The 26,883-nt window shown below is 74.0% G+C and carries 24 protein-coding genes and 2 pseudogenes; 17 read left to right on the top strand and 9 right to left on the bottom strand.

All coding sequences use genetic code 11. The annotated features are described in order from the left end of the window. Positions 1–30: 30 nt before the first annotated feature. A complete protein-coding gene (locus IEZ20_RS26440; RefSeq protein ID WP_189303104.1) occupies positions 31–369 on the bottom strand; it encodes a plasmid stabilization protein in 339 nt (112 codons plus the stop codon). A gap of 91 nt (positions 370–460) precedes the next feature. Continuing rightward, positions 461–1,597: a WD40/YVTN/BNR-like repeat-containing protein gene (locus tag IEZ20_RS26445; protein WP_189303106.1), complete on the bottom strand. Its 1,137-nt coding sequence runs from the start codon at positions 1,595–1,597 to the stop codon at positions 461–463. Between the two features lie 222 nt (positions 1,598–1,819). Between IEZ20_RS26445 and ssgD the strand changes: the two genes are divergently transcribed. From ssgD to IEZ20_RS26465, 4 genes are all read left to right on the top strand, one after another. Further along, on the top strand, positions 1,820–2,236 hold the full coding sequence (ssgD, locus tag IEZ20_RS26450; RefSeq protein ID WP_189303108.1) for a spore wall synthesis regulator SsgD: 417 nt from the start codon (positions 1,820–1,822) through the stop codon (positions 2,234–2,236). A 321-nt stretch (positions 2,237–2,557) separates the two neighbouring features. Continuing rightward, on the top strand, positions 2,558–4,183 hold the full coding sequence (locus IEZ20_RS26455) for an ABC-F family ATP-binding cassette domain-containing protein (RefSeq protein ID WP_189303110.1): 1,626 nt from the start codon (positions 2,558–2,560) through the stop codon (positions 4,181–4,183). Positions 4,184–4,347: 164 nt separating this feature from the next. Continuing rightward, a complete protein-coding gene (gene ddaH / locus IEZ20_RS26460; RefSeq protein ID WP_189303112.1) occupies positions 4,348–5,124 on the top strand; it encodes a dimethylargininase in 777 nt (258 codons plus the stop codon). A gap of 229 nt (positions 5,125–5,353) precedes the next feature. Continuing rightward, positions 5,354–6,328, top strand: coding sequence for an acyl-ACP desaturase (locus IEZ20_RS26465; RefSeq protein ID WP_189303115.1), 975 nt, complete (start codon positions 5,354–5,356; stop codon positions 6,326–6,328). Positions 6,329–6,357: 29 nt separating this feature from the next. Here the strand turns inward: IEZ20_RS26465 and IEZ20_RS26470 are convergent, their stop codons facing one another. After that, positions 6,358–6,603, bottom strand: a complete 246-nt coding sequence (locus IEZ20_RS26470; RefSeq protein ID WP_189303117.1) for a WhiB family transcriptional regulator — start codon at positions 6,601–6,603, stop codon at positions 6,358–6,360. A gap of 393 nt (positions 6,604–6,996) precedes the next feature. Here IEZ20_RS26470 and IEZ20_RS26475 point away from each other — a divergent pair, with 393 nt between their 5' ends. After that, on the top strand, positions 6,997–7,788 hold the full coding sequence (locus tag IEZ20_RS26475; RefSeq protein WP_189303119.1) for a VOC family protein: 792 nt from the start codon (positions 6,997–6,999) through the stop codon (positions 7,786–7,788). 217 nt (positions 7,789–8,005) lie between these two features. Here the strand turns inward: IEZ20_RS26475 and IEZ20_RS26480 are convergent, their stop codons facing one another. Both IEZ20_RS26480 and ligD read right to left on the bottom strand, forming a co-directional pair. After that, positions 8,006–9,082: a LacI family DNA-binding transcriptional regulator gene (locus tag IEZ20_RS26480; protein WP_189303121.1), complete on the bottom strand. Its 1,077-nt coding sequence runs from the start codon at positions 9,080–9,082 to the stop codon at positions 8,006–8,008. 126 nt (positions 9,083–9,208) lie between these two features. Beyond that, complete coding sequence (gene ligD / locus IEZ20_RS26485; protein WP_189303123.1) at positions 9,209–10,228, bottom strand: non-homologous end-joining DNA ligase; 1,020 nt, start codon at positions 10,226–10,228, stop codon at positions 9,209–9,211. Between the two features lie 95 nt (positions 10,229–10,323). Here ligD and IEZ20_RS26490 point away from each other — a divergent pair, with 95 nt between their 5' ends. Then, complete coding sequence (locus tag IEZ20_RS26490) at positions 10,324–11,400, top strand: ATP-dependent DNA ligase (RefSeq protein ID WP_189303125.1); 1,077 nt, start codon at positions 10,324–10,326, stop codon at positions 11,398–11,400. Between the two features lie 65 nt (positions 11,401–11,465). On the opposite strand, the gene IEZ20_RS26495 is transcribed toward IEZ20_RS26490, so the two are convergent. Both IEZ20_RS26495 and IEZ20_RS26500 read right to left on the bottom strand, forming a co-directional pair. After that, the gene (locus IEZ20_RS26495) at positions 11,466–12,656 is read right to left on the bottom strand and encodes a zinc-dependent alcohol dehydrogenase (RefSeq protein WP_189303127.1); all 1,191 of its coding nucleotides are present in this window, start codon (positions 12,654–12,656) and stop codon (positions 11,466–11,468) included. A 165-nt stretch (positions 12,657–12,821) separates the two neighbouring features. Further along, a complete protein-coding gene (locus IEZ20_RS26500) occupies positions 12,822–13,286 on the bottom strand; it encodes a MarR family winged helix-turn-helix transcriptional regulator (RefSeq protein WP_189303129.1) in 465 nt (154 codons plus the stop codon). A 149-nt stretch (positions 13,287–13,435) separates the two neighbouring features. Between IEZ20_RS26500 and IEZ20_RS26505 the strand changes: the two genes are divergently transcribed. From IEZ20_RS26505 to IEZ20_RS26540, 8 genes and pseudogenes are all read left to right on the top strand, one after another. Further along, on the top strand, positions 13,436–14,218 hold the full coding sequence (locus tag IEZ20_RS26505; protein ID WP_189303235.1) for a CoA transferase subunit A: 783 nt from the start codon (positions 13,436–13,438) through the stop codon (positions 14,216–14,218). Next, complete coding sequence (locus IEZ20_RS26510) at positions 14,218–14,862, top strand: CoA transferase subunit B (RefSeq protein ID WP_189303131.1); 645 nt, start codon at positions 14,218–14,220, stop codon at positions 14,860–14,862. The genes IEZ20_RS26505 and IEZ20_RS26510 overlap by 1 nt, the downstream gene beginning before the upstream one ends. A 115-nt stretch (positions 14,863–14,977) precedes the next feature. Further along, a pseudogene (locus tag IEZ20_RS26515) lies at positions 14,978–15,346 on the top strand (3-oxoadipyl-CoA thiolase); the annotation flags it as partial. A 131-nt stretch (positions 15,347–15,477) separates the two neighbouring features. Then, entirely contained in the window at positions 15,478–16,251 is a 774-nt protein-coding gene (gene pcaH, locus IEZ20_RS26520; protein ID WP_189303135.1) for a protocatechuate 3,4-dioxygenase subunit beta, read from the top strand. A gap of 5 nt (positions 16,252–16,256) precedes the next feature. Further along, positions 16,257–16,859, top strand: coding sequence for a protocatechuate 3,4-dioxygenase subunit alpha (gene pcaG / locus IEZ20_RS26525; protein ID WP_189303138.1), 603 nt, complete (start codon positions 16,257–16,259; stop codon positions 16,857–16,859). Beyond that, a complete protein-coding gene (gene pcaB, locus IEZ20_RS26530) occupies positions 16,856–18,196 on the top strand; it encodes a 3-carboxy-cis,cis-muconate cycloisomerase (protein ID WP_189303140.1) in 1,341 nt (446 codons plus the stop codon). Before pcaG ends, pcaB begins: the two co-directional genes overlap by 4 nt. Further along, positions 18,193–19,320: a bifunctional 3-oxoadipate enol-lactonase/4-carboxymuconolactone decarboxylase PcaDC gene (gene pcaDC, locus IEZ20_RS26535; protein WP_189303142.1), complete on the top strand. Its 1,128-nt coding sequence runs from the start codon at positions 18,193–18,195 to the stop codon at positions 19,318–19,320. Before pcaB ends, pcaDC begins: the two co-directional genes overlap by 4 nt. Positions 19,321–19,384: 64 nt before the next feature. After that, on the top strand, positions 19,385–20,176 hold the full coding sequence (locus tag IEZ20_RS26540; RefSeq protein ID WP_189303145.1) for an SDR family NAD(P)-dependent oxidoreductase: 792 nt from the start codon (positions 19,385–19,387) through the stop codon (positions 20,174–20,176). A 27-nt stretch (positions 20,177–20,203) separates the two neighbouring features. Here IEZ20_RS26540 and IEZ20_RS26545 read toward each other — a convergent pair. Further along, positions 20,204–22,887, bottom strand: a pseudogene (locus IEZ20_RS26545) (ATP-binding protein). Positions 22,888–23,094: 207 nt separating this feature from the next. On the opposite strand from IEZ20_RS26545, the gene IEZ20_RS26550 reads away from it, so the two are divergent. Next, complete coding sequence (locus tag IEZ20_RS26550) at positions 23,095–24,159, top strand: DUF2510 domain-containing protein (protein WP_189303146.1); 1,065 nt, start codon at positions 23,095–23,097, stop codon at positions 24,157–24,159. Positions 24,160–24,307: 148 nt separating this feature from the next. On the opposite strand, the gene IEZ20_RS26555 is transcribed toward IEZ20_RS26550, so the two are convergent. After that, a complete protein-coding gene (locus tag IEZ20_RS26555) occupies positions 24,308–24,922 on the bottom strand; it encodes a TetR/AcrR family transcriptional regulator (protein ID WP_189303148.1) in 615 nt (204 codons plus the stop codon). Between the two features lie 187 nt (positions 24,923–25,109). On the opposite strand from IEZ20_RS26555, the gene IEZ20_RS26560 reads away from it, so the two are divergent. Together IEZ20_RS26560 and IEZ20_RS26565 are read left to right on the top strand one after the other, a co-directional pair. After that, entirely contained in the window at positions 25,110–25,910 is an 801-nt protein-coding gene (locus IEZ20_RS26560) for a phosphatase PAP2 family protein (protein ID WP_189303150.1), read from the top strand. Continuing rightward, entirely contained in the window at positions 25,907–26,860 is a 954-nt protein-coding gene (locus IEZ20_RS26565; protein WP_189303152.1) for a DMT family protein, read from the top strand. Before IEZ20_RS26560 ends, IEZ20_RS26565 begins: the two co-directional genes overlap by 4 nt. Positions 26,861–26,883: the final 23 nt, after the last annotated feature.

The following is a 26,883-nucleotide window of genomic DNA, read 5'->3' on the forward strand; positions in this document are numbered from 1 at the left end:
GTCCTGCGGGGCGTGACGGCCTCCGGGCCGTCAGCCCTTCTTGGCGTCCAGGGCGCGCTGCAGCTCGTCCTTGTTCATGTGCGAACGGCCTTCGATGCCGCGCTGCTTCGCCTCGTTGTACAACTGGTCCCGCGTCGGGCCGTGCGAGCCGGCCCGGTTGCCGGACCGCTGGCCGCCGCGCTTGCTCGACGACATGTCCTGCGTCGAGCTGCGGCTGGCGGTCTTGGACTCGCCGGAGCGGGCGCGTTCCTTGTTCACCGTCCGCGCGGCGATCTCCTCGGCGCGCCCGGTGCTCTCGCCCCGGTCCTGCGCGCTCTTCTTGATGTGCTCGTACTGACGTTCGCGCTTGGGGCTGGAACCGGCTGGCATGATCGCTCCCTTCCTTTGCGGCAGGGATCGAGTACCCGCCTCGCGGCCGGTTACCTCACCCTTCCAGCCGCGCCACGCGCCCCTGTCCACCTCACCGTTCCAGCCGCGCCACGTGCCCCTGTTCGCCGGCCGCCCAGCAGCTCAGGTCCGCGGTGCAGGCCACGGTGTCGTAGGAACCCGTGTCGAACGGCCGCCAGGTGCGGCCGCCGTCGGTGGTGAGGTCGGTGCCCGTCGGACCGACGGCCAGCGCGGCGGTGCGGCTGTGCGGGAGCCAGGCGGCGCCGGAGCGGTACGCGGGCGGCGGCGCGGCGGCGCGGCGCCAGGTGCGGCCGCCGTCGGCGGTGACCGCGGCGGCGTCGGGCGAGGGCTGGTCGGGGCGGTAGTCGCCGCCGACCGCGATGCCGTGGGTGCGGTCGCGGAAGGCCAGCGCGAACACGCCCTTCGCCGGGTCGCCCGCGGGGACCGGGGTGTCGGCGGCCGTCCAGGTGAGCCCACGGTCGGCGGAGTGCAGCACGCGCGCGTGGGCGCCGCCGCCGGTGGCCAGCCAGACGTCCTCCGGTCCGGAGGTGACCAGGCACTGGCCGCTCGCGGCGAAGCCCGCCTCGCCGTCCAGCGCGGGCGGCATGCCGTCCGCGGGCAGCACGCGCCAGGAGCGTCCGCCGTCGGCGGTGGACAGGAGGCGGAACCTCCCGTCCACGGGGTCGCTCAGGGCGAGGCCGTGGCGGCGGTCGAAGAAGGCCAGGCAGTCGTAGAACGCCTTCGGGTCGGTGTTGCGGAAGGACTCCGTCCAGGTCGTGCCGCCGTCGTCGGTGCGGTACACGCGGGACGCCTCGCCCTCGCCGATGGCCAGCACCACCGCACGGCGCGCGTCGAACGCCGTCACGTCCCGGAACTGCAGGTCCGCCGCGCCCGGCGGAGAGACGTTCCGCCAGCTCGCGCCGCCGTCCGTCGTACGCAGCACCGTGCCGCCGGTGCCGGCCAGCCAGGCGGTGTGCCGGTCGACGGCCGCGAGGCCCCGGAAGCGGACCTGAGGGGTGCCGGTGTCCTTCGCCGCCCAGTGCACGCCGCCCCGGCCCGCGTCCGCCGTGCCGGCGCCACCGCCCTGGCCGAACGGGCGGGCCTCGGCCGCCGGAACCGTCAGGGCGGCCAGTGCCGCCCCGCACGCCACTCCCGCCGTCAGCAACCGGCCGGCCCGTCCCCTGCGTCGCGTGCTCCCCAAGCGCCTCATGGCGGGCGAAGCTAGCCGCACTCCCCCGGCGCCGTCCAGAGGGCGTCCCCTGCCGCGAGGAACGCGCGACCACGCGGGAGCAGCCGTGCGTTGTGCGTGCATGAAGGCGGTGACCGAGGTCACTCGTTCCGGGTGTGCACGCACGGGCCGATTCCGTCGTCTCTTCCAGTGCCGGGTGTGGCACACCGGCGCGTAGTCCAGCCGTCACGAGGGAGCAAGGCGTTGTCCACCGTCATCGAGCAGCCCGTAGAGGCCCGTCTCGTCGCCGCCGCACCGCGCATGCCGAGCATTCCCGCCACGCTGCGCTACGACCGGCGCGATCCGTTCGCCGTCCGCATGACGTTCCCGGCGCCGGCCACCCTGGAGGGTGTCGACGTGTGCTGGACCTTCTCCCGCGAACTGCTCACCGCCGGCCTGCAGGGCCCCGAGGGCCAGGGCGACGTCCGCGTGCGGCCGTACGGGTACGACCGCACGGTGCTGGAGTTCCACGCCCCGGAGGGGACCGCGATCGTGCACGTGCGCTCGGGCGAGATCCGGCGGTTCCTGGAGGCGGCGGACGCCCTGGTCCCCGTCGGCCTGGAACACCTCCAGTTCGACCTGGACCACGACCTGGCCGAGCTGATGCGGGACGCATGCTGAGCACCGCGCGCTGAGCGCCACGCGCGCGTGGAGGGCCGCGCGGCAAATGCGTTGACAGCCCTTCCAGCCCCCTCGTACCGTCTACAACGGTTCTGTTGCCGTCGATTGGAGAAGGACGTTGCTCGTCTGAGGTCCTGAGACACCGCGTATGCACTGGTGAGCTATGCACCGGTGAGGTGTGCGCGGCGTACGACCTCGGCGTCCGAGCCGTCCTCCGGCACAGGCCTTTCTTCGTGGCCTTCCTGCCCAGACCCTTCGGTTTCCGCCTCGCGGTGTCTCGACACGCGTCCACCCGAACGCTCACACCCCTCGCGAGGCGCCATGTCTGCTTCCCTCACCTGCACCTCCCTGTCCTTCACCTGGCCCGACGGCAGCACCGTCTTCGACGGGCTGGACATCGCCTTCGGTCCGGGCCGGACCGGTCTCGTCGGCGTCAACGGATCGGGCAAGTCCACCCTGCTCAAGCTGCTGGCCGGGGAACTCGTCCCGGCCGACGGCACCGTCAAGGCGGCCGGCGAGACCGGCTACCTCCCGCAGAACGTCACGCTCGACACCACGCTCCGCGTCGACCAGGCCCTCGGCATCGCCGAGCGACGGGCCGCCCTGCACGCCATCGAGGCGGGCGACGCCGCCGCGGAGCACTTCGAGACGATCGGCGACGACTGGGACGTCGAGGAGCGCGCCCTGGCCACCCTCGGCGAACTCGGCCTCGGCCACATCGGCCTGGACCGGACCGTCGGCGAGGTGTCCGGCGGGGAGTCGGTGCTGCTGCGGCTCGCCGCGCTGCTGCTGCGCCGCCCCGACATCCTGCTGCTGGACGAGCCCACCAACAACCTCGACCTGTACGCGCGCCGGCGGCTGTACCAGGCCGTCGCCTCCTGGCCGGGCGTCCTGGTCGTGGTCAGCCACGACCGGGAACTGCTCGACCTGGTCGACCAGATCGCGGAGCTGCGCTCCGGGGAGGTCGCCTGGTACGGCGGCAACTTCTCGGCCTACGAGAAGGCGCTGGCCGTCGAGCAGGAGGCGGCCGAGCGCATGCTGCGCGTCGCCGAGGCCGACGTGCGCAAGCAGAAGCGCGAACTGGCCGACGCCCAGGTCAAACTGGCCCGCCGCAAGCGGTACGGCCAGAAGATGTACGAGCAGAAGCGCGAGCCGAAGATCGTCATGGGGGCACGCAGGCGCGCCGCCCAGGAGTCCGCGGGCAAGCACCGCATCATGCACGAGGAGCGGCTCGCCGAGGCCAGGGAACGGCTGGACGAGGCGGTGGAGGCGGTCCGGGACGACGACGAGATCCGCGTCGAACTGCCGTACACGGCCGTACCGCCCGGCCGGCAGGTGCTCACCCTGGAGAACCTGGAAACGGCCTACCACGCACGCGTGCCGGGCATCCTCGACCTGCGCGGCCCGGAGCGGATCGCGCTGGTCGGCCGCAACGGCGCCGGCAAGACGACACTGCTGCGGACGATCGCCGGGGAGCTGGCACCGGTGTCGGGCACGGCGACGGCGCACGTCCCGCTGCGGTTCCTGCCCCAGCGGCTGGACGTCCTGGACGACGCCCTGTCGGTCGCCGGGAACGTGGCCCGGTTCGCGCCGGGCGCCACCAACAACCGGGTCCGGGCCCGGCTCGCCCGCTTCCTGTTCCGGGGCGCGCGGGCCGACCAGAAGGCGGCCACCCTGTCGGGCGGCGAGCGCTTCCGGGCGACCCTGGCCGCGCTGATGCTCGCCGAGCCCGCGCCCCAGCTGCTGCTGCTCGACGAGCCGACCAACAACCTCGACATGGCCAGCGTCCGGCAGCTGACCTCGGCCCTTGAGTCGTACGAGGGCGCGCTGGTCGTGGCCAGCCACGACCTGCCGTTCCTGGAGTCGATCGGCATCACCCGGTGGCTGCTGATGGAGGGAGGGGAGCTGACGGAGACGGAACCGGAGGCGCTCGGGGACCCGGCCTGACCGGCCCGGTGCCGCCGTCCTGACGGGCCGGGGGTATCAGGACAGGCACAGCCTGGCACCGGGGGTTTTGCCCTGGCCCGGGCGCCCTGCATGATGACGGACCGGCGCCGTGTGATCGGCGCCGGACACCGCACCACCGCACCGACCGATTCGAAAGGCCCCTCGTGCCCAGCAAGAAGGCCCTCGTCCGCCGCCCCAGCCCCCGCCTCGCCGAAGGCCTGGTGACGCACATCGAGCGGGAGAAGGTCGACATCGGGCTCGCCGGCGAACAGTGGGAGGCCTACGTCGAGGCCCTCCGCGCGCACGGCTGGGAGACGATCGAGGTCGAACCGGCCGACGACTGCCCGGACTCGGTGTTCGTGGAGGACACCGTGGTCATGTACAGGAACGTGGCGTTGATCACCCGGCCCGGCGCCGAGTCCCGGCGGCCGGAGACCGCCGGCGTCGAGGAGGCGGTGGCCCGCCTCGGCTGCTCGGTGAACTGGATCTGGGAGCCGGGCACGCTGGACGGCGGTGACGTCCTGAAGGTCGGCGACACCGTGTACGTCGGCCGGGGCGGACGGACCAACGCGGCCGGCGTGCAGCAGCTGCGGGCTGCCTTCGAGCCGCTCGGCGCCCGCGTGGTGGCCGTGCCCGTGAGCCGGGTGCTGCACCTGAAGTCGGCGGTGACCGCGCTGCCCGACGGCACGGTGATCGGGCAGATACCGAAGATCGACCGGCCGTCGCTGTTCCCGGGCTTCCTGTCGGTGCCGGAGGAGTCCGGCGCCCATGTGGTGCTGCTCGGCGGCAACACGTTGCTGATGGCGGCGAGCGCGCCGAAGACCGCGGAGCTGCTGACCGATCTCGGGCACACCGTGGTGACGGTCGACATCAGCGAGTTCGAGAAGCTGGAGGGCTGTGTGACCTGCCTCTCGGTGCGCCTGCGGGAGCTGTACGCCTGACCGGGTGGGCCCCACTCCCCGGCAGCCCCCGGACCTGCGGGTCCCGGGGCTGTTCGGCGTGCCTGCGGGAGTCCGTACGGGCGGGCTGATCAGCGGTTCTTTACGACAGCCTTAACCTACGGCTTCGTAACCTACGGCTTCGTAGCCTACGATCACGTAGGTTTTCCGGCACCGCTCGCCGGACCACCCCTTTCCTCCCCCTTCTGTTCGGCGTCCCCCTGGAGTTCCCGTGACGATCACTTCTCCCCACCTCGGCAGCCCGTCCGTCTGGACCGACGCGCGGCTGCTCCACGCACTGGAGGAAGTGGTCGAGAACGAGCTGAACCGGCATCTGAAGGTCGCCAAGGACTGGATGCCGCACGAGTACGTCCCGTGGAGCGACGGCCGCAACTTCCCGGGCCTCTTCGAGGACGGGGAGGCCTGGGACAAGGACCAGTCCAAGGTGACGGAGATCGGCCGGATCGCCCTCGTGGTCAACCTGCTGACCGAGGACAACCTGCCGAGCTACCACCACGAGATCGCCTCGCTGTTCGGCCGGGACGGCGCCTGGGGCACCTGGGTGCACCGCTGGACGGCCGAGGAGGGCCGGCACGGCATCGTGATGCGCGACTACCTGCTGGCCTCGCGTGCGGTGGACCCGGACCAGCTGGAGCGCTTCCGCATGTCGCACATGAGCGAGGGCTTCGAGTCCGACAACCGGCACTCGATGCTGCACTCGGTCGCCTACGTCGCCTTCCAGGAGCTGGCCACGCGGATCTCCCACCGCAACACCGGGCACCAGTCCGGGGACCCGGTCTGCGACCGCATGCTGTCCCGCATCGCGACCGACGAGAACCTGCACATGGTCTTCTACCGCAACCTGCTGAAGGCCGCCTTCGAACTGGCCCCCGATCTGACCATGCAGGCGGTCCGGGACGTCGTCGTCAACTTCCGCATGCCCGGCCACGGCATCCCCGGCTTCGAGCGGGCCGCCGCGCAGATGGCGATCGGCGAGGTCTACAACCTGCGGATCCACCACGACGACGTGCTGCAGCCGGTGCTGCGCTTCCTGAAGGTCATGGAGATCGACGGCCTCGGCCCCGAGGGGCGCCAGGCGCAGGAGGAACTCGGCCTGTTCCTGGGCGGGCTGGACGCGGAGGCGCTGAAGTTCGACGAGAAGCTGGCCGCGCGCAAGGCCCGGATGGCGGCGCGCGCCGGAGCCTGACGGCCCGCGCGCGTGCGGTGCCGGCGGCGTCAGGGGGCGGTGCGGCGGAGGGCGAGGCGTTCCTTCTCCGACAGGCCGCCCCAGACGCCGAACCGCTCGTCGTGGGCCAGCGCGTACTCCAGACAGGCCGGGCGCAGCTCGCACATGGCGCAGATGCGCTTCGCCTCGCGCACCGAGCTGCCGGGCTCGGGGAAGAAGAAGTCCGGCCCGGTCTGCGCGCACAGGGCCTGCGCCTGCCAGGTGTCGTCGGCCGGGGTGATGGTGTCGATGTGCATGGCCAGGAGCCTGCCCCACGCCGAAAAACGTTCGATCAACGCCGGCTCAACGCCGTCGGTCCACGCGGGTCGACGCCGTTCGGTCCACGCCGGTCAACGCGGTTCGATGCCCGCCGTCCGACGCCGTTCGATCCCCGCCGACCGACGCCGTTCGGTCGGCGCCGTGGCCGTCGGGCGCACCCGGGGGTCCCGGCCGCTCCGATGATGCTCCCCCGGGCGCGGCGCGCGCACGGCGGCGCGCGGGGCCGGCGGGGAAACGGGGAGAGTGCGCGCTGTCACGCCGGGTGAGGGCGGGGGCGGTCCGGCGCGCCACGGTGTTCCGGCGGCGATTGTCAGTGGGCGGTGCGAGACTCGGCAGTGCACAGGACGGGACCCCTTGCGAGGAGGGCCGAGATGCTCACCACCCGTTTCGTGGACGGCGCGCCCAACTGGATCGACGTCGGCAGCCCCGACATCGACGGCGCGGCCTCCTTCTACGGCACCCTGTTCGGCTGGCGGTTCGAGTCGGCGGGACCGGACGCCGGCGGTTACGGCTTCTTCCAGTTGGACGGCAGGACCGTGGCGGGCGGTATGCAGACCGGTCCCGGGCAGGGACCGCCGGCCTGGACGGTGTACTTCCAGAGCGAGGACGCCCAGGCCACCGCCAAGGCGGCCGAAGGGGCCCACGGCAGAGTGCTGTTCCCGCCGACGGACGTGATGGGCCAGGGTCATATGGCGGTCCTCGCCGACCAGGCGGGCGTGCGGTTCGGGATCTGGCAGCCGGGGCGGACCAAGGGCGTGGACGTGGCGGGCGAGCCGGGTTCGCTGTGCTGGGTCGAGCTGTACACACCGGACATCGCGGCGGCCGCCGCGTTCTACCGCCGGGTGCTCGGCCTGGAGACCTCCGGGGTGCCGTTCGCGGGCGGGACGTACACCTGCGTCAATCCCGACGGCGCCGGGGAGGAGGCCATGTTCGGCGGGATGGTGCCGCTGGCCGACGCGCCGGACGAGGCGGAGCCCGGTCCGTACTGGCTGCCGTACTTCGAGGTGGTGGACACCGACGCCGTGGTGGAGCAGGCGCAGCGGCTCGGCGGGACGGTGCGGATGCCCGCGGCGACCCTGGAGGGCGTGGGCCGCATGGCCAAGCTCGCCGATCCGTACGGGGTCCGCTTCGCGGTGATCAGAAGCGAGCCGGCGCAGGGCTGAGCGGCGCCGCGGAGCGCGGGCGTTGAGCCGGCGCGGAGCGCGGGGGTCGGGCCGCCGTGGAGCGCAGGGGCCTGAGCCGGCGCGGAACGGAGAGCTTGAGCCACCGCGAACCGTGACGGCCGAGCGGTGGGACGCCGGGGCCTGAGCCGGCGACGAACGCAGGAGCCTGAGCCGGCGCGGCGCGCAGGGGTGAGTCGCGCGGAGCGCGCGGTGGCCGTCAGGCGGAGGCGCGGCGTATCAGGGTCGTCGGCAGGATCACCGCCGTGCCCGGCGAGCCGGGGACGCCGGGGAGCGCGGGGGGCCGGTGGCGGCCGTCGGGGAGGCCCTGGAGCAGCAGGCGGGCCATCAGCCGGCCCATCTCCTCGATGTCCTGCCGGACCGTGGTCAGCGGGGGCTCGGTCTGTTCGGTGACCGGCACCATGTCGTCGAAGCCGACCACGGCGACGTCCTCCGGCACCCGCCGGCCGCTCTCGCGCAGCACGCGCAGCGCGCCGAGGGCGGTGAGGTCGTTGGCGGCGAACACGGCGTCGACGTCGGGGCAGCGGCCGAGGAGCTCCCGCATGGCGCGTTCGCCGCCGGCCGGGGTGAAGTCGCTCTGCACGACCAGCCGGGGATCGCTCTCGCCCAGCACGTCGGCCATGACGTCCCGGTAGCCGTCGAGCCGGTCCGCCGCCGAGGTCTGGTCCAGCGGACCGGTGATGTGCGCGATGCGCCGGCGGCCGAGGTCCAGCAGGTGCCGTACGGCCGCGCGGGCCCCGCCCCGGTTGTCGCAGTCGACGTACGCCACGCCCGGGTCCGCCGCCGGGGTGTCCTCGCCCCAGCCGGGGCGTCCGCCGAACACGGTCGGCACGCCGGCGTCGTGGATGAGGCCGGGCAGCGGGTCGTCCAGGTGGAGGGAGAAGACGAGCGCGCCGTCGACATGGCCGCCGGCGAGATACCGGGCGACGCGCGCGTGGTCGGCGCGGCCCTCGGTGAGCAGCAGCACGAGCTGGTTGTCGTGCGCGGTCAGCTCCTTGCTGATGCCGCGCAGTTGGAGGGCGAAGAAGGGGTCGGCGAAGACCTTGGTCTCGGGCTCGGCGATGACCACCGCGACGGCGTCGTGCCGCCGGGTGACGAGGCTGCGCGCCGCCTGGTTGGGGACGTAGCCCAGTTCCTCGACGGCCCGCCGGACCCGCTCGGCCAGCGGTTCGCGGACCCCGTCGCCGCCGTTGACCACCCGGGACACGGTGGCCCGGGACACGCCGGCCCGTGCGGCCACGGCCTCCAGCGTGGGGCGCGAGACTGCCTCGGTCACTTCGGGACTCCTCCTCGGCGGCTGGCGATCAGGATAGCCGCGCGGCGCCGGTCCGGCCGGTGCCGGTGCGGACCGGGTCAGGACACGGGTCACCCCGCCGTGATCACCCACCGGCCCGCCGGGGTCTCAGGACGAGGACTCGCGCCGGGCCCGGCTCGGCTGGACGCGTTTCGGTTCGCCGGGCATCTTCGGGTACTCCGGCGGGTACGGCAGGTCGCCGAGGCCGTGGTCGTGTTCGTCCCGGCGGGCCAGGTCCAGCAGCGCCTCCAGGGAGTAGGCGTGCTCGTCCATGTCGGCGTGCACGTCGCCGAGTTCGGCGAACCGGGCCGGCATGGTGGCGAGGTCGAAGTCGCGGGGCTCGGCCACGCCGACCTCCTCCCAGCGCAGGGGTGCCGAGACGGGGGCGTGCGGGCGGGGCCGTACGGAGTAGGCGGAGGCGATGGTGCGGTCCCGGGCCGTCTGGTTGTAGTCGAGGAAGATGCGGCGCCCGCGTTCCTCCTTCCACCACTTGATGGTCACCTGCTCGGGCATCCGGCGTTCCATCTCCCGGCCGACCGCGATCGCCGCGCGGCGCACCTGGGTGAAGGTCCAGCGCGGTTCGATGGGCACGAAGACGTGCAGGCCCCGCCCGCCGGAGGTCTTCGGCCAGCCGCGCAGCCCGCCGAACTCCTCCAGCACGGACCGCAGTTCGTGGGCGGCGCGGACGGCGTCGGCGTAGTCGGTACCGGGCTGCGGGTCGAGGTCGATGCGGAGTTCGTCGGGGTGGTCGACATCGGCGGCCCGCACCGGCCAGGGGTGGAAGGTGAGCGTGCCGTACTGGGCGGCCCACACCACGGCGGCCTCCTCGGTGGGGCACATCTCGTCGGCGCTGCGCCCGCTGGGGAAGGTGATATGGGCGGTCGGGATCCAGTCGGGCATGCCCTTCGGGGCCCGTTTCTGGAAGAACCACTCGCCGCCGACGCCGTCCGGGTAGCGCTCCAGGGTGGTGGGGCGGTTGCGCAGGGCGCGCAGGATGCCGGGGCCGACGGCGGTGTAGTAGCGGGCGAGGTCCAGCTTGGTGAAGCCGCGCTCCGGGAAGAACACCTTGTCCGGACTGGACAGCCGTACGGTCCGGCCGCCCACCTCCAGTTCCACCGCATCGCCCATGCGGCCACGGTAGGCGCGCCCCGTACAGCGCGCATACCGGGACGAAGCAGGGTGTATCTGAGCGGAATCCGACGTAGGCGCGCAGAATCGGATGCATGGATCTGCCCGTCATGCCGCCCGTGAAGCCGATGCTCGCCAAGTCGGTGGCGAGCATCCCGCCGGGGATGCACTACGAGGCGAAGTGGGACGGGTTCCGGGCGATCGTGTTCCGGGACGGCGCCGAGGTCGAGCTGGGCAGCCGCACCGGAAAGCCGCTCACCAGGTACTTCCCCGAGCTGGTCGAGGCGCTGAAGGAGCGGGTGCCCGAGCGGTGCGTGCTGGACGGGGAGATCGTGATCGCCCGGAACGGCCGGCTGGACTTCGACGCGCTGACCGAGCGGATCCACCCGGCGGCCTCCCGGGTGCGGACGCTGGCGGAGCGGACCCCGGCCTCCTTCGTCGCCTTCGACCTGCTGGCCCTGGACGACCACGCCCTGCTCGACGTCCCGCTCACCGACCGCCGCGCCCTGCTGGACCGGTCCCTGGCCGCGGCCACCCCGCCGGTGCACCTGGCGCCCTCCACGACCGATATCGAGGTGGCCCGGAACTGGTTCGAGCGGTTCGAGGGCGCCGGCCTCGACGGGGTCGTCGCCAAGCCGCTCACCCTGCACTACCTCCAGGACGAGCGGGCCATGTTCAAGATCAAGCACGAGCGGACGGCGGACGTCGTCGTCGCCGGGTACCGCCTACACAAGAGCGGCCCGGTGGTGGGCTCGCTGCTGCTGGGGCTGTACGACGAGCACGGCCGGCTCCAGCACGTGGGCGTGTCGGCCGCGTTCGCCATGAAGAAGCGCGCCGAGCTGGTCGGGGAACTGGAGCCGCTGCGCATGGACGACGTGTCCGGGCACCCCTGGGCCGCCTGGACGGACGAGGCCGCACACGAGACGGCCCGGCTGCCGGGCGCGCCGAGCCGCTGGTCCGGCAAGAAGGACCTGTCCTGGGTGCCGCTGCGGCCGGAGCGGGTCGCCGAGGTGGCGTACGACCACATGGAGAACGGGCAGCGGTTCCGGCACACGGCCCGCTTCCGTCGCTGGCGCCCGGACCGTACGCCGGAGAGCTGCACCTACGCCCAGCTGGAGGAGCCGGTGCGCTACGACCTGGCGGAGATCCTCGGCGAGAGGGACCGGAGCTGACCGCGTGAGGCCCAGGGCCGCATGAGCGCTGCGACCGCCTGAGGAGGCTCACGACAGCGCGGGGCTCACGGCTGCATCAGGATCTTCACGGCGCCGTCCTGCTTGCGCTGGAACATCTCGTACGCGTGCGGCGCCTCCGACAGCGGCAGCCGGTGCGTGGCGAAGTCCTCCACGCCCAGCGGGTCCTCCTCCGTCAGGTACGGCATGATCCGGTCGGTCCAGGTGCGGACGTTGGCCTGGCCCATCCGGAGCTGGATCTGCTTGTCGAAGAGGGTGAGCATCGGCATCGGGTCGGCCATGCCGCCGTAGACGCCGCTGAGCGAGATCGTGCCGCCGCGGCGGACCAGGTCGATGGCCGTGTACAGGGCGCCGAGCCGGTCGATGCTGAAGCGTTCGGCGAGGGGCCCGCTGAGCTTGCGCGGCATGAGCGCGGTGGCCGTCTGGGCGAGTTTGGCGGCATGGCTGCCGTGCGCCTCGGTGCCGACGGCGTCGATCACGGCGTCCGGTCCCCGGCCGCCGGTGACGTCCCGGATGGCGTGGACCAGTGCCTTCTCGTCGTCGAAGGCCCGTAGGTCGTACGTCTCCACCCCGCGCCGCTGCGCCCGGGCGAGCCGCTCGGGCACCAGGTCGACGCCGAAGACGCGTTCCGCGCCGCGGGCCAGGGCGATCCGGCAGGCCATGTCACCGATCGGGCCGAGGCCGAGGACCGCGAGGGTGCCGCCGGGCGGGACGGCGGCGTACTCGACGGCCTGCCAGGCGGTGGGCAGCACGTCGGAGAGGTAGACGAACCGGTCGTCCGGCGGTCCTTCGGGCACCTTGATGGGCCCGAACTGCGCCTGCGGGACGCGCAGGTACTCGGCCTGACCGCCCGGTACGGCGCCGTACAGGCGGGTGTAACCGAACAGGGGGGCGCCCATGCCCTCGCCGGTGACCTGCGTGGTCTCGCACTGGGTGGGCAGCCCGGTGTCGCACATGAAGCAGTGTCCGCAGGCGATCTGGAAGGGCACCACCACGCGGTCGCCGGGGCGCAGGTCCGGCACCTCGGGGCCGACCTCCTCCACGATGCCCATGGGTTCGTGGCCGAGGATGTCCCCCGGGGTCATGAACGGGGTGAGCACCTCGTACAGGTGCAGGTCGGAGCCGCACAGCCCGGTGGATGTGACGCGGATGACGGCGTCCGTGGGTTCCTCGATCCGGGGGTCGGGCACGTCCTCGACCCGGACGTCCCGCTTGCCCTGCCAGGTGACTGCCTTCATACGGTCGCGCTCCCTCGGTCACGCGTACGGCTGCGGACTGTGTGCCGTGTGCGGCGGCCGGCCGGGTACCCCGCGGGCACCGCTCCTGAACCCCTGGCCGAAGACGCCCCGGCGTGCCCACGCCGGACCCGTCCCGGGTGCCTGCGGGCGGGCCCGGTCAGGGGGTCAGCCCTGGGCGGCCAGGGGCTCGGCGGGGTTGCGCAGTTCCTCGGCGGCGTCGGCGACCCGGCGGATCAGGTCGAGGAACACGGTCTGCTCCTCGGCGGACAGCGGGGCGAGGAACACCTGGTTCATCCGGGCGGTGCGCACGGTCAGCCTGCGGTGGGTGCGCAGGCCGTCGTCGGTGAGGCGGAGCAGGAAGCGCCGGCCGTCCTGCGGGTCGCGCACCTTGTGCAGCAGCCCTCGGCGGTCGAGCCGGCTGATGACCTCGGCGATGGTCGACCGGTCCAGGCCCACCCGCTCGCCCACGGTCCGCTGGTCGAGCCCGGGCTCGGCGACGAGCGCGTTCATGACGGCGAACTGCGGCGAGGTGATCTCCTCCGAGACCATCGTGTTCCACAGCAGGTAGTGCGCCTGCTGGAGCCGCCGGGCGAGGTGCCCGGGATGGGTGGCGAGATCCACCGCTGCCATGTGCTCTCCCCGCTCTCGATTCGTTGGTGCGCTGAACGATACCCGCCCTTGACGGCCTCGACCCGCGGTGGCAGCGTGAGCGCCACCTCGCTGTGATGCTCAGTGCGCTGACTATCAGCGCACTGATGAAGGAGATGGGGTTTTCCGGGATGGACAAGGTGGTCGCCACGGCCGTGGAGGCGGTGGCCGATGTGCCCGACGGCGCGTCGCTCGCCGTCGGCGGGTTCGGGCTCAGCGGTGTGCCGAACGTGCTGATCCAGGCACTGTACGAGCGCGGTGTCGGCGGGCTGGAAGTGGTGTCGAACAACTGCGGGGCGATGGATTCCGGGCTCGCGGTACTGCTGGCCGCGGGGCGGATCGCCCGGGTGACGGGCTCCTACATCGGCGCCAACCAGGAGTTCGCCCGCCAGTACCTGGCCGGCGAGCTGGAGGTGGAGCTGATCCCGCAGGGCACGCTGGCCGAGCGGCTGCGTGCGGGCGGTGCCGGCATCCCGGCCTTCTACACCCCGGCCGGGGTCGGCACCCAGGTCGCGGAGGGCGGGCTGCCGTGGCGCCACGACGGCTCCGGCGGGGTCGCGCTGGCCTCGCCGGCGAAGGAGGTGCGGGAGTTCGACGGCGTGGAGTACGTCCTGGAGCGGGGCATCCGGACGGACTTCGCGCTGGTGCGCGCGGCGAAGGGCGACCGGTACGGCAACCTGGTCTTCCACCGGTCCGCCCGGAACTTCAACCCGCCGGCCGCGATGGCCGGCCGGGTCACGATCGCCGAGGTGGAGGAGCTGGTCGAGCCCGGCGCGATCGATCCGGACGCGGTGCACCTGCCGGGCGTCTTCGTGCAGCGGGTCGTGGCGCTCACCCCGGAGCAGGCGGCGGACAAGCGGATCGAGCGGCGCACGGTCTCGGCGCCTCCGGCACGAGGGGCGGTGAGCGGCTGATGGCCTGGACCCGCGAGGAGATGGCCGCCCGCGCGGCGCTGGAGCTGCGGGACGGGCAGTACGTCAACCTGGGCATCGGTCTGCCGACGCTGATCCCGAACCACCTTCCCGAGGGTGTCGAGGTGGTGCTGGAGTCGGAGAACGGGATCCTCGGCACCGGACCGTACCCCGCCGAGGACCAGGTGGACCCGGATCTGATCAACGCGGGCAAGGAGACCGTGACGGTGCTGCCGGGGGCGTCCTTCTTCGACTCGGCCCTGTCGTTCGCGATGATCCGGGGCGGGCACATCGACGTGGCCGTGCTCGGCGCGATGCAGGTGTCGGCCGGCGGTGACCTGGCCAACTGGGCGGTGCTGGGGAAGCTGGTCACCGGCATCGGGGGCGCGATGGACCTGGTGCACGGCGCCCGGCAGGTGATCGTGGTGATGACACACACCGCGAAGGACGGCTCGGCGAAGATCCTCAAGGAGTGCACGCTGCCGCTCACGGGCAGGGCGTGTGTGAACCGGGTCATCACCGATCTGGCCGTGCTGGACGTCACCGAGGAGGGGCTCACCCTGATCGAGACCGCGCCGGGAGTCGGCGTGGACGAGGTCGTCGCCCGGACCGACGCGGAACTGACCGTTGCGGAGAATCTGCTGTGAGCCGCGCTTTCACCATCCGCCCCGTGGACATGGTGGACGCCGTCCGCGCCCCGGTCGGCCGCCGCAACGGCGCCCTGTCCGCCGTCCGTCCCGACGACCTGGCCGCCCACGCCCGATCGGCGCGGCCGGTGTCTGCGCGACCGGCCCGCACTGGTTCGGACCGGTGCCCGTCGAGGCCGTCGGCCGGGCGCTCGGCAAGGCCGGAAGGCCGTTCGGCGACCTGTCGGTGCCGGAGCTGAACGAGACCTTCGCCGCCCAGGTCCTCGGCTGCCTCGCCGAGTGGCCCGAGTCCGACCCGGCGGTCCTCCACCCGCGGGGCGGGGCGATCGCCCTGGGACATCCCCTCGGCGCCTCCGGTGCCCGGCTCGCCGGGACCGTCGCCCACCGGCTCGCCCGCCACGGCTCCGGCACCGGTGTGACCGCCCGCCGCATCCGCGTGGGCCAGGGCCTCGCCCTCGCCCTCGCCCTCGCCCTCGAACGCTGAGGGGTCGCCCCTCGCCGCACGACTCCTCCCTCGCCGAAGACGCCGCCCCGCCGACAAGGCCGCCCCCGCCGAAGAAACCGCCCTCGCTGAAGAAGCCGCCCTCGAACGCCAAGGAAGCATCAGGTACCCCCATGGCTCTCACCCAGCAGGACATCGACCAGGAGATCGCCGCCGCGCACGCCGCCTACGACAAGCGTGTCGCCGACGGCTCCCCCGTCGAGCACCACCCGCGCCGCGACTACGCGCCCTACCGCTCCTCCGTGCTGCGCCACCCGAAGCAGCCCCTCGTGGCGATCGACACCAGCAAGGACCCGGAGCTGGTGGAACTGCACTCCCCCGCCTTCGGGGACCGGGACATCGCCGCGGTCGACAACGACCTGACCCGGCAGCACACCGGGGAGCCGGTCGGCGAACGGATCACCGTCTCCGGGCGGCTGCTGGACCGGCACGGGCGCCCGGTGCGCGGCCAGCTGGTCGAGATCTGGCAGGCCAACTCGGCCGGCCGCTACGCCCACCGGCGCGAACAGCACGACGCCCCGCTGGACCCCAACTTCACCGGCGTCGGCCGCACCCTCACCGACGCCGAGGGCCGCTACCACTTCACCACCGTCCAGCCGGGCCCCTACCCATGGCGCAACCACGTCAACGCCTGGCGCCCGGCCCACATCCACTTCTCGGTGTTCGGCACGGCCTTCACCCAGCGGCTGGTGACGCAGATGTACTTCCCGAACGACCCGCTCTTCCCGTACGACCCGATCCTGCAGTCGGTGACGGACGACGCGGCCCGGCAGCGGCTGGTCGCCGCCTACGACCACAGTCTGTCGGTACCGGAGTTCTCCCTCGGCTACCACTGGGACATCGTGCTGGACGGCCCGGCCGCCACCTGGACGGAAGAAGGACGCTGACCGCCATGACGATCACCGACGCGAGCAGCCCGGACCGGGTGCCGCCCACCCCCTCCCACACGGTCGGCCCGTTCTACGGCTACGCGCTGCCGTTCCGCGGCGGCGAGGACATCGCGCCGCTCGGCCACCCCGACACGATCACCGTGCACGGCTGCGTCCTCGACGGCGCGGGCGACCCGCTGCCCGACGCGCTGATCGAACTGTGGGGCCCGCGCCCCGACGGCTCGGTGCCCCGGGTCGACGGCTCGATGCGGCGGGACCCGGCCGGTGGCGGACATCTGGGCCGCAACGGCGTGGAGTTCACCGGCTGGGGCCGGGTCCAGACCGACGCGGACGGCCACTGGTACGTACGCACCCTGCGGCCCGGCGCCCGCGGCCGCAACGCGCCGTACCTCGCTGTCTGCGTCTTCGCGCGCGGCCTGCTCGTGCACCTGTTCACCCGGATCTACCTCCCGGGCGACGAGGCCGCGCTGGCCGCCGACCCGCTGCTCACCCAGGTGGGCGAGCGGCGCCGCACGCTGATCGCGGGCGAGGAGACGGACCGCACCTACCGTTTCGACATCCGCCTTCAGGGTGAAGGCGAGACGGTCTTCCTGGAGTTCCAGTGACATCTGTGTCCCCTCCCTACGCCGACACCGGCCTGCTCGGTCCCGAATGGGCGCTGTCCGAGGCCGCGTCCGAGACCGGTGACCACGCGTACCTGCGGGCCCTGCTCGACGCCGAGGCCGCGCTGACCCGGGCGCAGGCCACGCTGGGGCTCGCCCCGGCCGGGGCCGCGGCGGCGGTGGCCGAGGCGGCCGACCCGGCCCGGTTCGGCATCCGCTCCCTGGCGGCCCGCACCCCGGCCGGCGGCAACCCGGTCATCCCCCTGGTCGCCGATCTGACCGCGGCGGTCGGCGAGGAGTACGGCCCCTACGTCCACCGGGGCGCCACCAGCCAGGACATCATGGACACGGCGACGATGCTGGTCGCCGGCCGCGCCCTGGGCCCGGTCCTCGACGATCTCGGACGGACCGAGCGGGCGCTGGCCGGCCTCGCCGCCGCACACCGCGACACGGCGATGCCCGGGCGGACGCTCACCCAGCACGCCGTACCGACGACGTTCGGGCTGAAGGCGGCCGGCTGGCGCTCGCTGGTCCTGGACGCCCGCGACCGGGTCACCCGGGTCCGCGACGCGCTCCCCGTGCAGCTCGGCGGCGCCGCCGGAACCCTGGCCGCCTTCCAGGAGTTCGGCGCCGCGGACCCGGCCCGTCTGACGCGTGCGTACGCCCGTGAACTCGGCCTCGCCCCGCCGGCGTTGCCCTGGCACACGCTGCGCACCCCGGTCGCGGACCTGGCGGGCTGCCTGGCGTTCACGGCGGGAGCGCTCGGCAAGCTCGCCGTGGACGTGCTGACCCTGTCGCGCACCGAGACCGGCGAGGTGAGCGAGGACAGCGGCGGCGGCTCGTCGGCCATGCCGCACAAGGCGAACCCGGTGCGCTCCACGCTCGTCGTGGCCGCCGCCCGGCGCGCCCCCCAGCTCGCGGCCACGCTGTACGGCTCGCTCGTCGCCGAGGACGAGCGGCCGGCCGGCGCCTGGCACGCCGAGTGGGAGCCGCTGCGCGACCTGCTCCGGCTGGTCGGCGGCGCGGCCTCGCAGGCGGCCGGGCTGGCCGAGGGGCTGCGCGTGCATCCGGCCGCGATGCGCCGGAACCTCGGCCTGACCCGGGGACTGATCGTCTCCGAACGGCTGTCCGCCGCCCTCGTGCCCGTCCTCGGCCGCGCCCGCGCCAAGGAGCTGCTGACCGAACTGGCCCGCCGCGCCCACCAGGAGGAACGCTCCCTGCGGGACCTCCTCGGTGAGCAGCCGGAGTTGGGGGACGTCGATCTGGACGACCTCGGCGACCCCGCCCGCTACACCGGCTTCGCCGGAACCCTCACCGACCGCGCCCTGGAGCGACTGTGACCACGGAACTCCTCAACCACCGGGAAGAAGGCCCGGCCTCCGCTCCCCCGCTGCTGCTCGGTCCCTCGCTCGGCACCTCCCTCGCCCTGTGGGACCAGGTGGCGCCCGAGCTGTCCGCGGCCCACCGGGTGATCCGCTGGGACCTGCCCGGGCACGGCGGTTCGGCGGCGGACCTGATCGGGCCGGGCGCGACCGTCGGCGACCTGGCCGCGCTGGTGCTGGAGCTGGCCGACGCGCTCGGCCTCGACAGGTTCGCGTACGCGGGCGTGTCCCTGGGCGGCGCCGTCGGCCTGCACCTGGCCGTCCACCACCCCGAGCGGGTGTCCTCGCTGGCCGTGCTGTGCTCCTCCGCCCACTTCGGCGGCGAGGCGCCCTGGCGGGAGCGGGCGGAGCGGGTGCGACGCGAGGGGCTGGCCGGGCTGGCGGAGAGCGCCGACGCGCGCTGGTTCACGCCCGGGTTCAGCGTGCCCCGCCTGATCCGGGACCACCGGGAGGCGGACCCGGGGGCGTACGCCGCCTGCTGCGACGCGCTCGCCGCGTTCGACCTGCGCGACCGGCTCGGCGACATCACCGTACCGACGCTCCTGGTGGCGGGCCGGCAGGATCCCGCGACCCCGCCCGCGCATCTGCGGGAGATCGCCGACGCGGTGCCGGCGGCGACGCTGGTGGAGCTGCGCGGGGCCTCCCACCTGGCGCCGGCGCAGTGCCCGCGGGCCGTGCTGACCGCGCTGCGCACCCAGCTGGACGGACCGGTGGCGAGCGGAACGGCGGTGCGCCGGGAGGTGCTCGGCGATGCCCACGTGGACCGGGCGCAGGCCCGGCAGACCCCGTTCACCGCGCGCTTCCAGGACTTCGTCTCCCGCTACGCCTGGGGGGAGATCTGGACCGACCCGACACTGTCCCGCCGCGAGCGCAGCATGATCACGCTGACGGCGCTGGTCGCGCACGGACACCACGAGGAGCTGGCGACGCACGTCCGCGCGGCCCTGCGCAACGGGCTGACGCCCGAGGAGATCGGCGCGGTGCTGCTGCAGACCGCCGTGTACTGCGGGGTACCGGCCGCCGACGCGGCGTTCGCGACGGCCCGGCGGGTGCTCGCCGAACAGGAGCCGGGCCGAGGGTGACCCTGCTGGTCGTAGTCTCGGCGGCAGCAGGCGCGGGGCGTCCGGGCGTGCCTAGGCTGGCGGCATGTCCACTGTTCTGATCACCGGGGCCACCTCCGGGCTCGGCCGGTACGTCGCCTTCGAACTGGTCCGCTCCGGGCACCTCGTCCTGGCGCACGGCCGCGACCGGGCCCGCACCGAGCGGCTGGTCGAGGAGTTGCGCACGGAGGGCGCGGCCGAGGGCTTCGTCGCCGACCTGGCCCGGCTGGCGGAGGTGCGCGAGCTGGGGGCGCGGGTCGCCGAGGCCCATCCGGACCTCGACGTGCTGGTCAACAACGCGGGCGTGGGCGCCGGTGCCCCCGGCTCCGGGCGCGAACTCAGCGCCGACGGGCACGAGCTGCGGCTCGCCGTGAACTACCTCGCGCCCGTGGTGCTGACCCGCGCCCTGCTGCCGGTGCTGCGCTCGCGTCCGCCGGCCCGGATCGTCAACGTCGGCTCGGCCGGCCAGGAGCCCGTCGACTTCACCGACCCCCAGCTCACCCGCGGCTACAGCGGGATCTCGGCCTACTGCCGCAGCAAGTTCGCGCTCGCCGCGTACACGTTCACCCTGGCCGAGGAGGAGGCGGGCAGCGGTGTGTCGGTGAACGTGCTGCACCCCGCCACCTACATGGACACGGCGATGGTCCGCGAGGGCGGGATCACCCCGCGGACCTCCGTCGCCGACGGGGCGCCCGGCGTACTGGCGCTGGCCACCCGGGAGACGGGCAGCGGCGGCTACTTCGACGGGACGCGGCCGGCGCGAGCGCACGAGGCGGCGTACGACCCCCGGGTGCGCGCTCGGCTGGCGGCGGTGACGGAGCAGCTGCTGGGCATGTGACGCCGCCCGCGGAACGGGGGCCGCGGCTCAGTGCAGGCCGCGCCCCGTCTCCAGCACCTCCCGCGCCCGGGCCACCAGTTCCTCCGCGCCGCAGGCCTTGGCGAGGTCCATCCCCCGGCCGAGTTCCGCGACCGAGCGGGCGGCGATGCCGTACTCGACACGGGCCGCCGCGTGCTCGTACTGGCAGGGCGAGGCCTCCAGGTAGGTGACGGCGCGGGCGGCGAGCTGCACCGCCCGCCGGCCCGTCTCCAGCGCGGCGGCGCAGCGCAGGGCCTCGCCGATCGCGGTGTCCGTGCCGAACCGCTCGGCCTGCCGGCGGGCGTCGGCCACGAGCTGGGCCGCCCGCTCCGGGTCCTGGCCGGCGAGCGCCTTGGCGAGGTCGATGGACCAGGGTGCGAGGACCGGGTTGTGGCCGCCGCGGGAGGTGGCGGTCTTCTCGGCGGCCTCCAGTTCGTTGATGCCCTCCTCGGTGCGGCCGACGGCGAGCAGCAGCCGGCCGCGCACGGAGCGGATGTCGGGCAGCACGATGGTGGACGGGTACGGCGGTGCGAATCCGTACTGTTCGGCGACCGCCCAGGCCTCCTCGACCCGGCCCCGGGCCAGCAGGGTGTCGACCAGTCCGCAGGTGGCCGACCAGTACAGCGGCAGGCGGCGGCCGACGCGTTCGGCGAGGACGAGGGCCTCGCGCAGGGTGGACTCGGCGTCGCGCAGCCGGCCCTGCCGGCGGTAGGCGAGCCCCAGGAAGGCGTTGGCCAGGGAGAGGTGGCCGCCGCGCCAGCCGGCCGCGGTGTAGACGCGCCGGGCCTCGGCGAACAGGCTCTCGGCGCGGTCGAGCCGGTCGGCGTAGGCGTACGCGCTGCCGAGCATCATCAGCAGTTCCATGCCCCACTCGGGGTCGGTCCAGCCGAGGCCGGGCGCGAGGCGGCCGTTGACGAGGGCGCGGTCGCACAGTTGGAGGACTTCGTCGGCGCTCTCGCCGTGGGTCATCGCGTCGAAGCCGCGCAGGATCAGCAGGGCGCGTTCGGCGTTGTCGCGGCCGGTGCAGGTGTCCGCCAGTTCGGCGAGGCGCCGGGAGCGGGCCGGGGAGACGGTCTCGCCGTGGATGCCCTCCCACATGAACTGGAAGGCCTGGAGCCGCATCCGGACGGGGCCCGCCTCGTGCCGGGCGGCCTCGGCCTCGACCGTGCGGACGGCCTCCTCCAGCTGGTCGTTGTGGAGCAGGGCCTGGGAGAGGCGGACGACGGCGTCGACCCGCTCGTCGCCGTCGAGACCGGGCATGGCGAGGGCGCTCTGCAGGTGCTCGGTGGTGACCGCGGGGTTGGTCAGGAGGGTGGCGCAGCCCAGTTCGTACAGGACGTGCGCGTGCACCTCCGGGCGGGGCGGTTCCTGGAGGGCGCGTTCCAGGCAGCGGCGGGCCGCGTCGGGCGCGCCGACGGCGAGGTGCTCGCGGGCGGCGTCGCGCAGCTGCTCGACCAGTTCCTCGTCGTCGTCCGGGTGCACCTTCAGCAGGTGCCGGGCGGCCTCGGCGGCGCCCCGGCCCAGCTCGGTGATGATCTGTGCGGCGACGCCGTGCATGGCGGTGCACACGCCGGGCGGGATGGAGTTGTAGACGGCGGTGGCGATGAGCGGGTGGACGAACTCCAGCTCGCCCGCGGCCCGTTCGGTGCCGGGGACCGGTTCGGGTTCGGTGAGGATGCGGGCGGTGCACAGCAGGTCGGCGCAGCTGCGGGCGAGGTCGTCGTTCATGGTGGCGAGGCGGGCGACCATGTCGACGGTGATGCCGGTGCCGAGGATGGCGGCGGCCCAGGCGAACCGGGTGGCCTCCAGGCCGAGGCCCTTGAGCCGGTCGACCAGTCCGCCGCCGCGGGCCGCGCGGTTGAGCGCGCGCAGTTCTCCGGCCCGCGCCTCGACCGGCTGGAGTTCGGTGTCCTGCACCTTGGCGAGGAGTTCGACGGTGTCGTAGGGGTTGCCGCCGGTGACGGCCCAGACCTCGCGGCAGAACGGGTCGTCGGCGTGCCGGCCGAGGGTGGCGCGGGTGAGTCCGGCGGTGGCGTCCGGGGTGAGGGCGCTGAGGGTGTGGACGGGCGGCCCGCTGCGGCGGCGACCGCGTCGAGCAGGCGGGCGCTCTCGCCGCCGGCCTCGCCGGGGCGGCGGGCGACCACGACGAGGACGGAGAGGTCGTCGAGCCGTTCGGCGAACGCGGCGAGCCAGCGCAGGGTCTCCTGGTCCGCCCAGTGCGCGTCGTCCAGGAGGAGCACCAGCGGCCACTGGCGGCGGGAGAGCCGGCGCACCGCGGCGACGAGCCCGTCGCAGACGTACTGCGGGTCGGCCTTGTCCCCTTGCGGGTCCGCTATGCCGAGGGCGGGGCCGGCGATGTCGTACCAGTCGCCGAGGTACTCGCGGGCCTCCTCCGGGAGCAGGGACAGCAGCGCGGGCTGGAGGAGTTGCCGTACGACGTGGAACGGGACCGACTTCAGCGTCTCGGCGCCGCGGGCGGACCAGACGGTGCAGCCGCGGCGTTCGGCGATGCGGCGGGTCTCGGCGAGCAGTGCGGTCTTGCCGAGTCCGGCCTCGCCGCGGAGGACCAGCAGACTGCCCCCGGACGACTGGTCCGCGCAGAGCACGTCGAGTGCCTGCGCGACGGTGGCGATCTCGGCGTCCCGCTCCCACAGGGGAGCCGAGCCGACCGTCGGCGGCCGTCCCTCCGTCATCCCGTTACCTCCCCAGGTCGCCCGAATGACGTACGGGTCCTGAGCGTAGCCGTCGGGCGGGGCCTTCGGTGGCCGGTCGCGGCAGCTGTTGCCCGCCCGGGTGAAACGGGGTGCGGGCAGGCGACGCGCACGCCCGCACGACCAGCGGAGGGAGGGTCAACGGGATCCTCTCATCCCTCTTTCACCGTCACCTCATACGGTGGGGGCATGACGCAGGTGACTCCCCCCGGGTGGTATCCCGACCCCGGGCAGACGAACGACGGTCCGCCCACCGAGCGCTGGTGGGACGGCAAGGCCTGGACGGACCAGACCCGCCCCGCCGGCACGGCCGCCGCGTGGGGTCCCCCGGCCGGGCCGGCGCCCTCGGCTCCGGCGGGGTTCGGCGCGTACCCGGCGTATCCGGGGCAGCCGGGCGCGCCGGGGTACCCCGGCGCGCCGCCCGCTCCGCAGCGCCGGGGGGTGCGCACGGGCATAGCCGTCGCGGTGACGGCCGCGGTCCTGGTGTGCATCGGGGTCGGCGTCCACGCCCTCGCCGACGACCACGGCGGCGACGACCGCGCGGGCTCGTCGCAGGGGCCGGGCGGCGGGCAGGACGGCGGCCGGGGCGGACCGTTCGACGGGCCCGGGGGGTCCGGCGGGTCCGGGGGCCCGGGAGGTTCCGGGGGCTCCGGCGGGTCGAGTGGTTCCGGCGGGTCCGGTGGAGCCTCGCCGTCACCCGGGCAGTCCGAGGCGCCGAAGGTCAGGGGCGGCGGCTCGGTGACGGACGCGGTCAACGGGATCAGCGTGCCGGTGCCGCAGGGATGGACGGGGCAGGCCATCGACTTCGGCGCGGGGATGACGTCCGACGACACCTACACGTGCCCGGGCGACCCGTCCCAGACGTGCACCCCGGGCGGCGCCTACACGGCGCCGGCGACGGAGCTGGGCACCAAGGGCGACACGGCCGAGGAGGTCGCGAAGGCGGACATCGCGGCCAACGCGAAGCAGTCGTACGGCGGCACCACCTACGGCAGCATCACCTCGCACGAGGTGCTGGCCTCCGAGGCGGTGACGGTGGCCGGACAGAAGGGCTACCTGGTGCGCTGGAAGGCGGTCACCAGCAAGGGCGCCGACGGCTATGTCGAGTCGGTCGCCTTCCCCTCCCCGAACCGGGCCGGGCAGATGGTGGTCGTCCGCTTCGGCATCGACGTCGGGCAGAAGCTGTCGGTCCTCGACCAGGTCGTGAAGGGGATCAGGGTCTCGTCCGGCGGCGGGAACGGCCAGGACGTCTGAGGGACGCCGGGGACACGGATCGGCCGGGTGGGATTCCCCTCCGCTCAAGAGGAACCCCACCCGGCCGGGGGGTGCGCGCCGCCCCCGTCCCCACGGTGCGGCGCGGGCAGGTCACCGTCCAGTCATCCCGTGGACGGCGGCCTGGGTCTCATCTCAGTCCGAGTGCGGGCAGCACGGCGGACTCCACGAACCGGACCAGGTAGTCGGCGTCGGCGTACTGGCCGTTGAGCACCGGCCGCACGCGCAGGACGCCGAACATCATGGCCGGGATGTACTCCAGCGCGGGGTGTCCCGCCCGGACCTCGCCACGGGCCACCCCGCGGGCGAGCATCTCCTCCAGCGCGGCGATCTCCGGGTGCACCAGCGCCTCGCGCAGCGCCTTGGCCAGCTCCTGGTCGGACGTCACCGCGTGCCCGAGCGCCTGCAGCAGCCGGGTGTCCTTGCCGGACCAGTCGCCCGCGGCCCGCGCGGCCTGGCGCAGGTCCTCGGCGAGCGATCCGGTGTCGATGCCGGCGAACCGCACCCGGCGGTTGGCGCGCAGCGCGGCCGCGACGAACTGCGGCTTGGTCTTCCACTGCCGGTAGAGCGTGGACTTGCTGCACCGGGTGCTGGCGGCGACGCCCTCCATGGTGACGGAGTCGTACCCGCACTCGCGGATCTGTTCCAGCACGGCGTCGAAGAACTCCCGCTCACGCTCCGGCGTGATCTTGGAGCGGCGCGAGGCGACGACCGTCTCCGGTCCCTCCGCGGCCTGCGACGTCATGTGGTGCTTCCCCTCACTCGTGATGCGTGCTGGTTCCAGTGTGTCTCAGATCAATCGATACGCCAGTGTACCGGTACTCGACCGTATCGGTACACTGGCGTATCGGTACGGCAACGTATCGATGAGTTCCGGCACCGAGCCGGGACGCGCACGCACCACGCACCACCGTCAGCGAAGGGGCCGGGGGATGAATGCCCGAACCGAGCCTGCGGGGGCGAAGGCGGAACCGGGCACCCCGGTACGCCCGCCCCTGATACGTGAGTTCCTGCTGGTCGCCGGGCTCTTCCTGGTCTACAAACTCGGCCGCCAGCTGGCCACCGGCCACACCGCGGACGCCTTCCGCAACGCCCGCCGGGTCTGGCACCTGGAGCGGGCCGTGGACCTCCCTGGGGAGACCGCCGTGCAGTCCGCACTGCTGCACGGCGACACCCTCGTCCACCTCGCGAACACCTACTACGCGACCGTCCACTTCCCGGCCACGCTCGCCTTCCTGGTCTGGCTGTACCTGCGACGGCCCGCGCACTACGTCTGGGCCCGCCGGGTCCTCGCGGCCGTCACCACGGCCGCCCTGGTGCTGCCGTTCACCTTCCCGCTGGCCCCGCCGCGCATGCTGACGGGGACCGGCCTGGTGGACACCGCCCAGGTCTACGGCCCGTCCGTGTACGGCCCGCCGTCCAGCGACCACCTGTCCAACCAGTTCGCGGCGATGCCCTCGCTGCACTTCGGCTGGGCGCTGATGGTGGCGATCGGCCTGATCGCGGCCACCCGGTCCCGGTGGCGCGGGCTGTGGCTGCTGCACCCCCTGATCACCCTGCTGGTGATCGTGGGCACGGCGAACCACTACTGGCTCGACGCGATCGCCGCCACGGCCATGCTCGGCGTCGCCCTCGCGGTCATCCCTCCGCCGCGGCACACCGCCGCCACGGCGGGCCACGGCACCGGCCGGCCCGTCGCCCGCGAGCCCGTCCTGGCGGGAGCGGGCCGATGAGCGCCGCCGCCCTGGCCGCCCTCGGCCTGTCGCTGGTGTCGGCCGTCGCCTACGCACTCGCCGCCGTCGCCCAGGAACGCCTTGCCTCGCGCAGCGCCGGCACCGGTCTGCTGCGGCTGCTGGGCACCGGCGCCTGGTGGTCGGCGGTGGGGCTGAACGCCGCCGCCGCGCTGCTGCACGTCGTCGCCCTGAAGTACGGCCCGCTGACCGTCGTGCAGCCGCTGGGCGCGCTCACCCTGGTCGCGGCCGTGCCGCTGGGCGCGCGGGCGGCCGGGCGGCGGGTCAGCGCGGTGGAGTGGCGCGGGACGGCGCTGACCCTGCTCGGTCTCGCCGCGCTCCTGGTCAGCGCCTCCGGTCCGGCGCCCGCGCGGGTGCTGTCGCTGACCGAGGCCCTGGTGGTCGCGGGGTCGACCGCGGCCGCGATCGGCCTGCTGTCCTGGCCCGGCGCCCGGCCGGGCCTGAGGCACGCGACCGCGTCCGGTTTCGCCTCGGGGGTGGCCTCCGCGCTCACCCAGACGGTGACCGTGGCGGCCACGGACCGCTCGGGTCCGGCGCTGAGCGCCGAGGTGATCGTGGTGGCGGTGCTCGTCGCAGCGTTCGCGGTCGGCGGGATGCTGCTGTCCCAGACGGCCTACCGCGGCGGTCTCGGCGCGCCGCTGGCCGTGGTCACGCTCGCCAACCCGGTGGCCGCCGCGGTGATCGGCCTCACCCTGCTGGGCCAGGATCTGCAGGGCGGCGCGGGCGGGGTGCTGCTGGCCCTGGCCGGCGCGGGGCTGGCCGCCTGGGGCGTGGTGCTGCTCACCCGGGCAGCACCACGGGCCGGCGGACGGGACGCGGACGAGGAGCATCCGGTGGCGGCCGTGCTGGCGCTGGAGCCGGGCACCGCGACCGCGGAACCGGTGCTGCTGCCGCGGCAGCCGGACCAGCCCGGACATCTCACGGCGCTGTGACCCGGGCCGCCCGGTGACCGCGT

Origin of the sequence: Streptomyces cinerochromogenes, from assembly GCF_014648635.1 — a bacterium.
GTDB lineage: Bacteria > Actinomycetota > Actinomycetes > Streptomycetales > Streptomycetaceae > Streptomyces > Streptomyces cinerochromogenes.